Below are 12755 nucleotides of genomic sequence, written 5' to 3'. Positions count from 1 at the left end.
GGATGGGGCCCGTGACCAGCGAGCAGACCTCCGCAGCCCCCGACCAGCCGCAGGTGCCGGCCGTCACCGCCGCCTCGACCGTGCGCGACGCACCGGACGACCCGCCCTCCGGGCACGTCGTGATCGTGGGCGGCGGACCGGGCGGCTACGAGGCGGCGCTCGTCGCTCGACGCCTCGGCGCGCGCGTGACCGTGGTCGAGCGCGCGGGCCTCGGCGGCGCGGCCGTCCTCACCGACGTCGTGCCGTCCAAGACGCTCATCGCGACGGCCGAGTGGATGACGATCGCCGACCGCGCACCCGAGCTGGGCATCCGGCTGGACGCGCTCGCGGCCGTCGGTGCCGGTGCGTCCGGCGCCGGCCCCGGGACCGCGCTGCGCCACAGCATCGACCTGCGGGCGGTCAACGCCCGGGTCAAGGCGCTGGCGAGCGCGCAGTCCGACGACATCCGGGCGCGCCTGGCGCGCGAGGGCGTCGACGTCGTCACCGGCACCGGTCGACTGCTCGACCCGGGACGCGTGGCCGTGACCGGTGAGGACGGCCGGGAGCACGAGCTCGCGGCCGACGTGGTGCTGCTGGCGACCGGTGCCACGCCGCGGGTGCTGCCCGACGCGCGCCCGGACGGCGAGCGGATCCTCACGTGGACGCAGATGTACGACCTCGACGAGCTGCCGGAGCGGCTGGTCGTCGTCGGGTCCGGTGTGACGGGGGCGGAGTTCGCCGGTGCGTACACGTCGCTCGGCGCGGACGTCGTCCTGGTGTCGAGCCGCGACCGGGTGCTGCCGGGCGAGGACGCCGACGCCGCGGAGCTCATCGAGCGGATCTTCACCCAGCGCGGCATGACCGTGATGTCGCGCTCGCGCGCGTCGGCCGCGCGCCGGACGGCCGACGGCGTCGTCGTGACCCTGGAGGACGGCCGCACGGTGGAGGGCTCGCACGTGCTCTTCGCGGTGGGCTCGGTGCCCACCACGCGCGGGCTCGGGCTCGAGGAGGCCGGCGTGCGCGTGACGCCGTCCGGGCACGTCGAGGTCGACAAGGTCTCGCGCACCAACGTGCGCGGCGTGTACGCGGCCGGCGACTGCACCGGCGTGCTGCCGCTGGCGTCCGTCGCGGCCACGCAGGGGCGCATCGCCATGTCCCACGCGCTGGGCGACGCGGTCCGACCGCTGTCGCTGCGGGGCATCTCGGCCAACATCTTCACGGCGCCCGAGATCGCGACGGTGGGGCTCTCGGAGGCACGGCTGCGCGAGACGGGGACGCACTACCGCACCAGCACGCTCCCGCTGTCGCGCAACCCGCGCGCCAAGATGCTGGGCGTGCGCGACGGGTTCGTGAAGATCTTCGCCCACGCGGGCACCGGCACGATCCTGGGCGCCGTGGTGGTGGGCCCGCGGGCGAGCGAGTCGATCTTCCCGCTCACCCTGGCCGTCACGCACCGGCTCACGGCCGACCAGGTCGCGGAGGCCTCCACGGTGTACCCGTCGATGTCGGGGACGATCGCCGAGGTGGCGCGCATGCTCCACCAGCGGGCGATCGACTGAGGCGGCGCCCGGGCCGCGGGGCGGGCGTCAGCCGTCGAGGCGCGCCCGCAGCAGCGGCCAGGCGTCGGCGAACGCCGGCAGCAGGTCCCGGTCGACGACCTCGTCGACCGGGACCCAGGCGACCGTGATGCTCTCGGCGTCCGTCACGGCGGGCTCGACCGGGCCGCGCGCGTCGCCGAGCACGGTCGTGTACGCCCAGTCGGGGTGACGCAGCACGTGCTCGCCGCGCACCGCCACCGCCGCGGGGTCGACGCCCGCCTCCTCCTGCGCCTCGCGCAGCGCGGCCTGCGCCGCGGTCTCGTCGGGCTCGCGTGCGCCCCCTGGCAGGCCCCACGTGCCGCCCTGGTCGCTCCAGGGCGCGCGGTGCTGCAGCACGACGTCGGTGGCGCGTCCGGTGCCGTCACGCCGCACCAGCAGCAGCCCGGCGGCACCGTGCAGGCCCCAGTGGCGCCGCCCGCAGGCGCACTCCACCCACCCGTCGCCGGGGCGACGGGGGTGCGGACCCGTGCGCGACGCGCTCAGCCGACGATCTCGCAGATCGCGCCGCCGGCGCTCACGCTGGAGCCGACGCCGGCGACGAGCGACTGGACCGTGCCGGCGCGGTGGGCGACCAGGGGCTGCTCCATCTTCATGGCCTCGAGGACCACCACCAGGTCGCCCTCCGCGACCTGGGCGCCCTCGGCCACCGCGACCTTGACGATCGTGCCCTGCATGGGCGAGGCGAGCGTCGTGCCGTTCGACCCGCCGCTGCGCCCGGACCGCGGGCGTGACGTGCGTCGCGGACCGGCGCCGGGGCGTGTCCCGGCCCCGCCGCGACCCGGACCGGTCCCGGAGGTGCGTCCGAGCCCCAGGGCGGCCGGCAGCACGACCTCGAGCCGCTTGCCGCCGACCTCGACGACCACGCGCTCCAGCGCGCCGTCGGGCAGCTGCGCCTCCTCCGGCGCCGGGGCGGGGCGGCCCAGCCCTGCGACGGTCTGCGCGAACTCGGTCTCGATCCACCGGGTGTGCACGGTGAACGGGGTGGTGTCGTCCGCCGGGACGAACGCCTGCGACTGAAGGACCGCGCGGTGGAAGGGCACGACGGTCGGGATGCCGACCACCTCGAGCTCGGCGAGCGCGCGGCGCGCCCGCTCGACGGCCTGGCGGCGCGTCGCGCCCGTGACGACCAGCTTGGCGATCATCGAGTCGAACAGGCCGGACACGGTGTCGCCCTCGACGACACCGGAGTCCACGCGCACCCCCGGGCCGGAGGGGAGGCGCAGCCGGGAGATGCGACCGGGCGCCGGCAGGAACCCGGCGGCCGGGTCCTCGCCGTTGATGCGGAACTCGATCGAGTGCCCGCGGGTGACGACCTCGGTGTAGCCGAGCGGCTCGCCGGCGGCGATGCGCAGCTGCTCGCGCACCAGGTCGATGCCGCTGATCTCCTCGGTGACGGGGTGCTCGACCTGCAGGCGGGTGTTCACCTCGAGGAACGACACCGTGCCGTCGGCGCCCACGAGGAACTCGCAGGTGCCGGCGCCCACGTACCCGGCCTCCCGCAGGATCGCCTGCGACGCGGCGACGAGCGTGGCGTGCTGCTCGTCGGTGAGGAACGGCGCGGGCGCCTCCTCCACGAGCTTCTGGTGGCGGCGCTGCAGCGAGCAGTCACGCGTCGAGACGACGACGACCGTGCCGTGCGCGTCGGCGAGGCACTGCGTCTCGACGTGCCGCGGCCGGTCCAGGTAGCGCTCCACGAAGCACTCACCGCGTCCGAACGCCGCGACGGCCTCCCGGACCGCGGACTCGTACATCTCGTCGATCTCGTCGGCCTCGCGCGCGACCTTCAGGCCCCGGCCGCCGCCGCCGAACGCGGCCTTGATGGCCACGGGCAGCCCGTGCTCCGCCGCGAACGCGTGGATCTCCGCGACGTCGCGCACCGGCTCCGGCGTGCCCGCGACCAGCGGTGCGCCTGCGCGGTGGGCGATGTGGCGCGCGCTGACCTTGTCGCCGAGCGCCTCGATCGCCGCGGGCGGTGGGCCCACCCACACCAGGCCGGCGTCGGTCACGGCCTGCGCGAACTGCGCGTTCTCCGACAGGAAGCCGTAGCCGGGGTGGACCGCGTCGGCGCCCGAGCGCCGGGCCACGTCGAGCAGCTTGGCGATGTCGAGGTAGGTCTCGGCCGCGCGGGCGCCGTCGAGGGCGTACGCCTCGTCCGCGACGTGCACGTGCAGCGCGTCACGATCGGTGTCCGAGTAGACCGCGACGGAGGCGACACCGGCGTCGCGGCAGGCACGGGCGATGCGGACGGCGATCTCCCCGCGGTTCGCGACGAGGACCTTGGTGATGAGGGGCACGGCTCACGGTAGCGCGCCAGAGACGCAGGTCCCGGCTGCGTCGCGGGCCCGCGTCGCAAGACTGGGGCAACCCCCAAGGCCCGCGCGGGCGCCTTGTAGGAACCCACCACGCCGCGCCGCGGGCGGTGGGCGGACGTGGCCCGCGTGCGGTGCGGTCAGGCCTGCCAGAGGGCGGGGACGGTGAGGTCGATGTCCGCCAGCAGGTGCCGCAGCAGGGGCAGGCTCACCCCGACCACGGTGTGGTGGTCGCCCTCGATGCGCTCCACGAACGGTCCGCCCAGCCCGTCGATCGTGAAGGCGCCGGCCACGGTCAGCGGCTCACGGGTCGCGACGTACGCCGTGATCTCGTCGTCCGAGAGGTCCGCGAAGTGCACCACCGTGGAGGCGGTCGCGCCGAGCGTCGCACCCGTGCCGCCGTCGGCCGGGTCGCGCTCGTCCACCAGCCAGTGGCCCGTGTGCAGCACGCCGCTGCGCCCGCGCATGGTCTGCCAGCGGGCCACCGCGTCCTGCGCGTCGACCGGCTTGCCCAGCACCTCGCCGTCGATCTCGAGCATCGAGTCGCAGCCCAGCACGACGACGTCCTCGTCCTGCCACCCCTCGACGTCGAGGTCGTCGAGGCGCCGCGCCACGTCCTCGGCCTTGGCCTGCGCGAGCACGAGCACCGCGTCCGCCGGCTCCAGGTCGCCGAAGCGCTCGCGGGCCGCGGCGAGGACGGCGTCCTCGTCGACGCCGGACACGGCGACCAGCGGAGCCAGGCCGGCGGCGGCGAGGGTCGCGCGGCGGGCGGGGGAGGCGGAGGCGAGCAGCAGGCGGGTCACGGCCCGACCCTAACGGCCCGCTCCGGCGCCGGCCGCGCCGCCCGCGTCCGGCGGCCCGGGGTGTGCGCGGGACGTGGGGCCTGCGTCGCACCCAGGTGTGCAGGGCAGAATGGCGCACCGGACCGCAGGGCGAGGAGGCCACGGTGATGGACGCCACCAGGAGCGTGCACGACGGCGACGTCGTGGACCCGGAGCACGACGACGTGCTCGACGACGAGCTCGGCCTGCCCGAGGACCCGGACCTGCTCGAGCCCGCGCCCCCCGCGTGGCGGCGGCGGACGGCGATCGAGATGCTCGTCTCGGGGCTCATCGGCCTGTACACGTCGTTCGTGCTGTCGTACGAGGCGATCCCCATCGCGGTGGCGAAGGCCACGAGCACGACGGCGACGCTGAGCTGCGACCTCAACTCGGTCATCTCGTGCGGCAAGGTCGGGGCCAGCTGGCAGGCGGAGCTCTTCGGCTTCCCCAACGCGTTCCTGGGCATCGCGGCCGAGGCGATCGTCATCACGGTCGCGGTGGCGATGATCGGCGGCGTCGTCTTCCCGCGGTGGTTCATGCTCAGCGCGCAGGCGGTCTACACGGCCGGTCTGGTGTTCGCGTGGTGGCTGTTCCAGCAGTCGTTCTTCGTCATCGGCGCCCTGTGCCCCTGGTGCCTGCTGATCACCGCCACCACGACGCTGGTGTGGGCGGGCCTCACCCGCGTCAACGTGCGCGACGGGCACCTGAACCTGCCGGGCCGGGCCGGGCCGTGGGGCCGGCGGTTCGTCGCGTCCGGCAACGACTGGTTCGTCACCGTGGCCGTGCTGGTGCTGTTCGTCGCGGTCGTCTTCGCCAAGTACGGCTGGACGCTGCTCTGAGCCGTGCGGTGGGGGTCGGCGCGGCCGCCCCCACCGCAGGCCTCAGGACGTGAGCGCGGTCGGCAGGACCGCCAGCGGCACCGACCCGAGCGCGAGCGCGCGGGCGTGGAAGTCCCGCAGGTCGAACACCCGGCCGCGCGCGGCGGCGTCGGCGCGCGCCGCGTCGCGGTACTGCTCCCACAGCCGCTGCCCGACCTTGTACGACGGCGCCTGGCCGGGCCAGCCCAGGTAGCGGGTGTACTCGAACCGCACGAACGACTCGGGCATCTGCACGTTCGCGAGCAGGAAGTCCCAGCCGGTCTGCGGGGTCCACGTCCCCACCTCGGCCGGGGCCGGCAGGCCCAGGTGCATCCCCAGGTCGAACACGACGCGGGCCGCGCGCAGCCGCTGGCCGTCGAGCATGCCGAGCCGGTCGCCCGGGTCGTCGAGGAACCCGAGGTCGGCCATGAGGCGCTCGGCGTACAGCGCCCACCCCTCCCCGTGGCCCGACGTCCAGGCGACGAGCCGGCGCCACGAGTTGAGCGTGGCGCGCTCGAACACGGCCTGCGCGATCTGCAGGTGGTGCCCGGGAACGCCCTCGTGGTACACGGTGGTGCGCTCGCGCCACGTCGAGAACGACGTGACGTCCGGCGGCACCGACCACCACATCCGACCCGGGCGGGCGAAGTCGTCGCTGGGTCCCGTGTAGTAGATCGCCCCCGTGCTCGAGGGCGCGATGCGGCACTCCAGCGTGCGGACCGGCGCGGGGATGTCGAAGTGGGTGCCGTCGAGGGCCTCGATCGCCGCGTCGGACGTCGCCTGCATCCAGCCGCGCAGCGCGTCGGTGCCCGCGAGCTGCCGCTCGGGGTCCGCGTCGAGCAGCGCCGCGGCCTGCTCGACGGTCGCACCGGGACCGGCGACCTGCGCCGCGACCTCGGCCTGCTCGGCCTGCACGCGGGCCAGCTCCTCCAGCCCCCAGGCGTACGTCTCGTCCAGGTCGACGTCGGCACCCAGGTGGTGGCGCGACCACAGCGCGTAGCGCTCGCGACCCACGGCGTCGGCCTCCGGGGCGACGGGCGCCAGCTCGTCCGCGAGCACCTGCGCCAGGTCCCCGTACGCCGCACGGGCCGCGGCCGCCCCGCGCTCCAGGTCGGCGTGCAGCGGGTGGTCGTCACCCAGCACGCGGCGTGCGTCCGCACCCCGGACCAGCCGCGTGAACGGCGACGACTCCGGGTGCGCCGCCTCCCGGGCCTGACCGATCACGGCCTCGACCTGACGGACGGCGGCGACGTCGCCCCGTGCCGCCGCGCTCCGCAGGGCCGTCACGTACGACCCCAGCGAGGCCGGGACCCGGGCGAGCCGCGCGGCGACGTCGTCCCACGCCTGCTCGCTGTCGGTCGGCATGAGGTCGAACACCTCGGCCACCTGCTGCGACGGCGAGGACAGGTTGTTGAGCATGCGGTCGTTCTCGCCGGCGTCCTGCAGGTCGATGCCGGTGCGCAGCGACCAGTGCATGGCCGCGACCGTGACCTCGTCGACGGCGTCCGCGGGGGACAGGCCCTCGAGGGCGAGCAGCGTCGACCGGGCGCGGTCGGCGCGCTCAGCGGACGCCTCGGGCGAGAAGTCGGTGAGCTCGCGGTCGTGACCCAGGACGCCCAGCTGCGTGGCGCTGATGGGGTCGAGCCGGGCGAGCGCGGCCACGTAGGCGTCGGCGACGGCGTCGACGGGGCTGGTGGGACGGGGCGCGGGCGCTGGTGTCGTCACCCGGGCCACCCTACGGCGGGGCGCCACACGCTCCCAGGGGGTCGGTGGACGGGGTGGTGCCCGCCGCGACGTCAGGGGTGCAGGCTCCAGCGCCACGCGTCGTGCCCGCGGCCCGGCAGCGCACCGGCACGCGGCCGGAGAGCGGTCCAGCGCGCACGGGCCGACCGTGCGGCACCGTCGGTGTCCGGCGTCGCCGCGTCGTGGTGCGCGCCCGCGGCGACCAGGCCGGCCACGAGGGCCGCCAGCTCCATGTCGTCGGGCGTGCCGCGCACCACCTGCACGTGCGGGTCCACCGGCTCGGCCGTGGCGCGCCCCTGCCCGGTGGTCACAGGTCGTCCTCGTCGTCGTCCTCGTCGTCCAGCAGCACGGGGGCGCCGCGCCCGGCGCCCCACTCGCCGACGACGTAGCCGCGCTCGGTGAGGGTGTGCGCGATCTGCGCACCGCCGTCGTCGACGAGGTCGATGACGGCGTCGAGCGTCAGGTCGCTGACGGTCGACGGCAGCTCGACGACGAACCCCAGGTGGAACGTGTCGTGGTCGCCCGGCTCGACCGGGGCGTCCGCGTCGGGGTCGGCGTCGTCCCAGGTCATGCCGGTCAGGTCGGCGTGCAGCCCGAGCCGTGCGTGCAGCAGGTCGTACAGCCGGGCGTTGAGCGTGCCCACCCGCCCCTCGAGCGCCAGCACGCGGGGGTCCTCGTCGGCCTCTCGCGCGCCGAACTCGGCCCGGACGCCCACCGCCGTCTCGACGTACGCGTGCAGCGCCTCGGCGAGCTCGTCCACCGTGGTGTGCAGCTCGCGGGCGTCCACCCCCGCCAGCGGCTCGCGCCCGTGCGACGCCGGGTCGTGCTCGTCGGGGTGGTCGTGCTCGTGCTCGCTCATGCCGGGCTCCTCACAGCGGGATGTTGCCGTGCTTCTTGGGCGGCAGGCTCGCACGCTTGGTGCGCAGCAGCCGCAGGGACCGCACCACCTGGGCGCGGGTCGCCGACGGTTCGATGACGTCGTCCACGTAGCCGCGGTCGGCCGCGTCCCAGGGGTTGACGATGGCGTCCTCGTACGCGGCGGTCAGCCGGCGCCGCTCCGCCTCGACGTCGCCGCCGGCCTGCGCCACGGTCTGCAGCGCGCCGCGCTGCAGGATGTTGACCGCACCACCGGCGCCCATGACGGCGATCTGCGCGGTCGGCCAGGCGAGGTTCACGTCGGCGCCCAGCTGCTTGGAGCCCATGACGATGTACGCGCCGCCGTAGGCCTTGCGCGTGATGACCGTGACCAGCGGGACCGTCGCCTCCGCGTACGCGAAGATCAGCTTCGCGCCGCGCCGGATGATGCCGTTCCACTCCTGGTCGGTGCCGGGCAGGAAGCCGGGGACGTCGACGAACGTCAGGACGGGGATCCCGAAGGCGTCGCACGTGCGCACGAACCGCGCGGCCTTCTCCGCCGCGTTGATGTCCAGCGTGCCCGCCATGTGCATCGGCTGGTTCGCCACGACGCCCACCGGCTGGCCCTCGACGTGGCCGAACCCGACCACGACGTTCTGGGCGTACAGCGACTGCACCTCGAGGAAGCTGTCGTCGTCGAGCACGGTCTCGATGACCGTGTGCATGTCGTACGGCCGGCTGTCCGAGTCCGGGACGAGCGTGTCCAGCGCGAGGTCCTCGTCCGACGGCTCCAGGTCGGCCTCGTGCGCGTAGGCCGGCGGGTCGGCCAGGTTGTTGGTCGGCAGGTACGCCAGCAGCGTGCGCACCCAGTCGATCGCGTCGTCCTCGTCCGAGGCCATGTAGTGCGCGACGCCGGAACGGGTCGAGTGCGTCGTCGCGCCGCCCAGCTCCTCGAAGCCCACGTCCTCGCCCGTGACCGCGCGGATCACGTCCGGGCCGGTGATGAACATGTTGGAGGTGCCGTCCGCCATGACGATGAAGTCGGTCAGCGCGGGGGAGTACACCGCGCCGCCGGCCGACGGTCCGAGGATGAGGCTGATCTGCGGGATCACGCCCGAGGCCGCGACGTTGCGACGGAAGATCTCGGCGAACTGGGTCAGGCCGGCGACGCCCTCCTGGATGCGTGCGCCGCCACCGTCGCTGATGCCCACCAGCGGCACCCCGGTGCGCAGAGCGAGGTCCATCACCTTGGTGATCTTCTGCCCGTGCACCTCGCCCAGCGAGCCGCCGAAGACGGTGAAGTCCTGCGAGTACACGCAGACCGGCCGGCCCTCGACCGTGCCGTGGCCGACCACGACGCCGTCGCCCGCGACGCGGCGGTCGCCCAGGCCGAAGTTGGTGGAGCGGTGCCGGACGAACGCGTCGAGCTCGACGAACGAGCCGGGGTCCAGGAGCGCCTCGACGCGCTCGCGGGCGGTCTTGCGTCCGCGGGCGTGCTGCTTGGCCGCGGCCTTCTGCTCGGCGACGTCGACGGCGGCCGCGCGGCGCGCGCGCAGGTCGTCGAGGAGCCCGGCGGTGGTGCGGGCCGGCGCGGCGGGGTCCGTCGGGGCCGGGTCCGTCGGGCCGGGTCGCACGGTGAGGTCGTCCTGGGTCACCCGACGAGGCTAGTTGTGGACGTCCACCAGCACCGTGCACCCCGCCGACCGTGTTGCCGGCGGACCGCTGTGGGGACCCGACAACGGGCGCGCGCGCCGCACCGGTGCCTCGTGCGGCGCGCGGGCACGTGGCTGCGCGATGATGGCGCGATGACCGAGCGCCCGCCCCTGCAGGTCGCCGCGCTGCGTGAGCTGCTGCTGGCCCCCGCCGGACCGCTGGCCCGCCTGGACGTGGTGCCCGAGACGGGGTCCACCAACGACGACGTGGTGGCCGGCCTGCGCGACGACCCCGACGCCTGGCCGCACGCGAGCCTGCTGGTCACCGAGCACCAGGTGGCCGGGCACGGGCGCGCGGGACGCACCTGGACGTCCCCCGCGAGGGCCGCGCTGACCTGCACCTTCGTCGCCCGCCCTCGCTCGGGCCCCGCGACCTACGCGTGGCTGCCGCTGCTGGCCGGGCTCGGTGCGGTCCGGGCGCTGCGGGCGACGGCCGGCGTGCGGGCGGTTCTCAAGTGGCCCAACGACGTGCTGGTCGAGCTCGGTGAGCAGGTCGAGCCCCTCGACGGCTGGGGCACCGCCCGCAAGGTCGCCGGGGTGCTGGCCCAGGCGGTGCCGCAGGTGCCGGGCGTCGCGGTCGGGATCGGGCTCAACGTCGACCAGCGCCGCGACGAGCTGCCGGTGCCGTGGGCGACGTCCCTCGTCCTGGCCGGTGCCGGGTCCGTGGACCGGGCGAGCCTGCTGGTCGCGCTGGTCGAGGCGCTGGACCAGGTCGCGCACCGGTGGGTCGAGCACGACGGCGACGCCGTCGCGGCGGGCCTCGTGGACGAGGTCGCCTCGGTGTGCTCCACCCTGGGACGGCCCGTGCGGGTGGAGCTGCCCGGCGGCGTCGCGCTCACCGGCACCGCCACCGGCCTGGCCGACGACGGCGCGCTGCTGGTCCGCGACGCGCAGGGCGTCGAGCAGCGGGTGCTCGCCGGGGACGTCGCGCACGTGCGGGTGACGGGGGACACAGGGTCGTGAACTAGGCTGCGACCCGTGCCGGGAGGTGTGCGGGACAGCGGGCGACCCGGGGCCGGTGCGCCCGGTGAGGAGCCGCGTCCTGCCCCGCCCACCGGGACCACCGACGCCCTCGACGAGCTGCTCCTGGGCGGTCCTCGCACGCTGAGCGCGCGCGACCTGGCACGTCGCACCGGGGTCGAGCTCGAGACGGTGCGGATCTTCTGGCGCACCCTCGGGCTGCCGAGCAGCGGCGACGACGAGGTCATGTTCACCGAGCGCGACGCGCAGGCGCTGGCCCGCGCACGGGCGCTCATCGAGGAGCACGGGCTCGAGCCGGCCACGGTGGTGACGGTGATCCGCTCGTTGGGGCACACCTCCGACCGGCTCGCGCTGTGGCAGGTCGAGGCGCTCGTCGAGGACATGGAGTCGCGCTTCGGCCTGGACGACACGTCCGCGCGCCTGCTGGTGCTCGACCGGCTGCGGGACCTCGCCCCGCTGCTCGAGCAGCAGCTGCTGCACTCCTACCGCCGCCAGCTCGCCGCCGTGGCCGACCGCTACGCGGCCGAGTTCGGTCACCTGCGGGACGTCGCGATCGACGGCAACCTGCTGCCGCTGGCCCGCGCGGTCGGGTTCGCGGACATGGTCTCGTTCACCCGCCGCACCGCCGGCCTGGGCTCCACGGACCTGTCGCACTTCGTCCAGCGCTTCGAGACCGCCGCGCGCGACGTGGTCGTCGGTGCCGGCGGGCGGGTCGTCAAGACGATCGGGGACGCGGTGCTCTTCATCGCCGACACCCCCGGGGTGGGGGCGGCGGTCGCCCTGGGCCTCGCCGACGCCTTCGGGACGTCGCTGGACGTCGAGGCCGCACGCGGCGCCGGTGGGCTGGCGGAGGGTGCGCGGGGGGTCACCCCGGTGCGCGTCGGGCTGGTCTGGGGCCGTGTGCTGTCCCGGTTCGGTGACGTCTTCGGCCCCAGCGTGAACCTCGCGGCCCGCCTCACGGACGTCGCGGACCCCAGCTCGGTGCTGGTCGACGCGGTCACGGCGCAGGTGCTCGGCGGCGACCCGCGGTTCCGTCTCACCGAGCAGCCCGCCCGGGAGCTGCCGGGGGTGGGCGAGGTCGTGCCGTACCGGCTGGAGTCCGCCGGGCGCTGACCGCGCGCTCAGCCGATGTCGGGCCCCTCGGGGGTGAGGAGGTCGGGACCGTCGTTGGCCACCGCGTTGACACGGGTGGACACGGGGGTCGCCCGCAGCGGGGGCGGGTCGACGGTCAGCAGCGCGCGCGCGTCGTCGGCCCCGACCGCGGGGTCGAGCCAGGCGGACCACGCGTCGGGCGGCAGGATCAGCGGCTGCCGGTCGTGGATCGCGGCCAGGGCCGGCGTGGCCGGGCGGGTCACCACGGTCACGGACACGAGCCAGCGCGCCGGGTCGTCGTCCGCCCGGGCGGGGTCCCGCCAGAACTCGTACAGCCCGGCCAGCGCGGCGACGTCACCGTCGGCCGGGTGGATCCAGAACGGCTGCTTGGGCGCGCGGCGGCGCGGTGCCCCGGCCGGCGGCTGCGGGCCGGCCTGCCACTCGTAGTAGCCGTCCGCCGGCAGCAGCGCCCGCCGGGCGGCGAACGGCCTGGCGAAGGCGGGCTTGTCCGCCAGCGTCTCGACGCGGGCGTTGATCATGCGGTTGCCGACGGACGGGTCCTTGGCCCAGGAGGGCACCAGGCCCCACCGGGCCACCCGCAGCTGCCGGGTGATCTCACCCGTCGCCCGGTCGGCGCGCTCGACGACCATCCGGACGCCGTCCGTCGGCGCGACGTTCCACGAGGGCGGCAGCAGCCGCGCGTCGTCCGCGACGGTCGCCACCGCGAACTCGTCGGCGATCGCCTGGTCCTCCCGGAAGGACGCGTACCTGCCGCACATGCCGGTCAGCGTGCCACCGGCCACCGACA

The 12755-nt window shown here is 75.5% G+C and carries 12 protein-coding genes; 4 read left to right on the top strand and 8 right to left on the bottom strand.

Annotated features, from left to right (window positions below; genetic code table 11):
* Positions 1-2 precede the first annotated feature (2 nt).
* The gene (locus J1G43_RS16425; RefSeq protein ID WP_207371268.1) at positions 3-1538 is read left to right on the top strand and encodes an NAD(P)H-quinone dehydrogenase; all 1536 of its coding nucleotides are present in this window, start codon (positions 3-5) and stop codon (positions 1536-1538) included.
* Between the two features lie 27 nt (positions 1539-1565).
* On the opposite strand, the gene J1G43_RS16420 is transcribed toward J1G43_RS16425, so the two are convergent.
* The 3 genes from J1G43_RS16420 to J1G43_RS16410 all read right to left on the bottom strand — a co-directional run bounded on the left by J1G43_RS16420 (position 1566) and on the right by J1G43_RS16410 (position 4689).
* A complete protein-coding gene (locus J1G43_RS16420) occupies positions 1566-2009 on the bottom strand; it encodes an NUDIX hydrolase (RefSeq protein WP_307859636.1) in 444 nt (147 codons plus the stop codon).
* 47 nt (positions 2010-2056) lie between these two features.
* Positions 2057-3871 (bottom strand): biotin carboxylase N-terminal domain-containing protein, encoded by a 1815-nt coding sequence (locus tag J1G43_RS16415; RefSeq protein ID WP_207341638.1) that lies wholly within the window; start codon positions 3869-3871, stop codon positions 2057-2059.
* Positions 3872-4026: 155 nt separating this feature from the next.
* Positions 4027-4689: a nucleoside triphosphate pyrophosphatase gene (locus J1G43_RS16410; RefSeq protein ID WP_207371270.1), complete on the bottom strand. Its 663-nt coding sequence runs from the start codon at positions 4687-4689 to the stop codon at positions 4027-4029.
* A gap of 146 nt (positions 4690-4835) precedes the next feature.
* Here J1G43_RS16410 and J1G43_RS16405 point away from each other — a divergent pair, with 146 nt between their 5' ends.
* A complete protein-coding gene (locus J1G43_RS16405) occupies positions 4836-5546 on the top strand; it encodes a vitamin K epoxide reductase family protein (protein ID WP_207341640.1) in 711 nt (236 codons plus the stop codon).
* 42 nt (positions 5547-5588) lie between these two features.
* On the opposite strand, the gene J1G43_RS16400 is transcribed toward J1G43_RS16405, so the two are convergent.
* The 4 genes from J1G43_RS16400 to J1G43_RS16385 all read right to left on the bottom strand — a co-directional run bounded on the left by J1G43_RS16400 (position 5589) and on the right by J1G43_RS16385 (position 9796).
* Positions 5589-7289, bottom strand: coding sequence for a DUF885 domain-containing protein (locus J1G43_RS16400; protein ID WP_207371271.1), 1701 nt, complete (start codon positions 7287-7289; stop codon positions 5589-5591).
* 71 nt (positions 7290-7360) lie between these two features.
* Entirely contained in the window at positions 7361-7618 is a 258-nt protein-coding gene (locus tag J1G43_RS16395) for an acyl-CoA carboxylase epsilon subunit (RefSeq protein ID WP_207341642.1), read from the bottom strand.
* A complete protein-coding gene (locus J1G43_RS16390; RefSeq protein ID WP_207341643.1) occupies positions 7615-8166 on the bottom strand; it encodes a hypothetical protein in 552 nt (183 codons plus the stop codon). The genes J1G43_RS16395 and J1G43_RS16390 overlap by 4 nt, the downstream gene beginning before the upstream one ends.
* Before the next feature lie 10 nt (positions 8167-8176).
* Positions 8177-9796, bottom strand: a complete 1620-nt coding sequence (locus J1G43_RS16385; RefSeq protein ID WP_207341716.1) for an acyl-CoA carboxylase subunit beta — start codon at positions 9794-9796, stop codon at positions 8177-8179.
* Positions 9797-9967: 171 nt separating this feature from the next.
* On the opposite strand from J1G43_RS16385, the gene J1G43_RS16380 reads away from it, so the two are divergent.
* Together J1G43_RS16380 and J1G43_RS16375 are read left to right on the top strand one after the other, a co-directional pair.
* Positions 9968-10837: a biotin--[acetyl-CoA-carboxylase] ligase gene (locus tag J1G43_RS16380; protein WP_207378847.1), complete on the top strand. Its 870-nt coding sequence runs from the start codon at positions 9968-9970 to the stop codon at positions 10835-10837.
* A 15-nt stretch (positions 10838-10852) separates the two neighbouring features.
* Positions 10853-11968, top strand: coding sequence for an adenylate/guanylate cyclase domain-containing protein (locus J1G43_RS16375; RefSeq protein WP_207341645.1), 1116 nt, complete (start codon positions 10853-10855; stop codon positions 11966-11968).
* A gap of 8 nt (positions 11969-11976) precedes the next feature.
* Here the strand turns inward: J1G43_RS16375 and J1G43_RS16370 are convergent, their stop codons facing one another.
* The gene (locus J1G43_RS16370) at positions 11977-12726 is read right to left on the bottom strand and encodes an SOS response-associated peptidase (RefSeq protein ID WP_207341646.1); all 750 of its coding nucleotides are present in this window, start codon (positions 12724-12726) and stop codon (positions 11977-11979) included.
* Positions 12727-12755 lie beyond the last annotated feature (29 nt).

It is taken from the genome of Cellulomonas sp. zg-ZUI22, assembly GCF_017353535.1.
GTDB classification, from domain to species: domain Bacteria; phylum Actinomycetota; class Actinomycetes; order Actinomycetales; family Cellulomonadaceae; genus Cellulomonas; species Cellulomonas wangleii.
The sequence above is the reverse complement of the archived record's forward strand: the minus strand, read 5'-3'. Positions and strand labels throughout refer to the sequence as shown.

What these genes read in the sequence shown, in the direction of transcription:
- J1G43_RS16425 (WP_207371268.1), top strand. Translation starts at nt 3, where the DNA reads ATGGGGCCCGTGACCAGCGAGCAGACCTCCGCAGCCCCCGACCAGCCG.
- J1G43_RS16405 (WP_207341640.1), top strand. Translation starts at nt 4,836, where the DNA reads ATGGACGCCACCAGGAGCGTGCACGACGGCGACGTCGTGGACCCGGAG.
- J1G43_RS16390 (WP_207341643.1), bottom strand. Translation starts at nt 8,166, where the DNA reads ATGAGCGAGCACGAGCACGACCACCCCGACGAGCACGACCCGGCGTCG.
- J1G43_RS16380 (WP_207378847.1), top strand. Translation starts at nt 9,968, where the DNA reads ATGACCGAGCGCCCGCCCCTGCAGGTCGCCGCGCTGCGTGAGCTGCTG.
- J1G43_RS16370 (WP_207341646.1), bottom strand. Translation starts at nt 12,726, where the DNA reads ATGTGCGGCAGGTACGCGTCCTTCCGGGAGGACCAGGCGATCGCCGAC.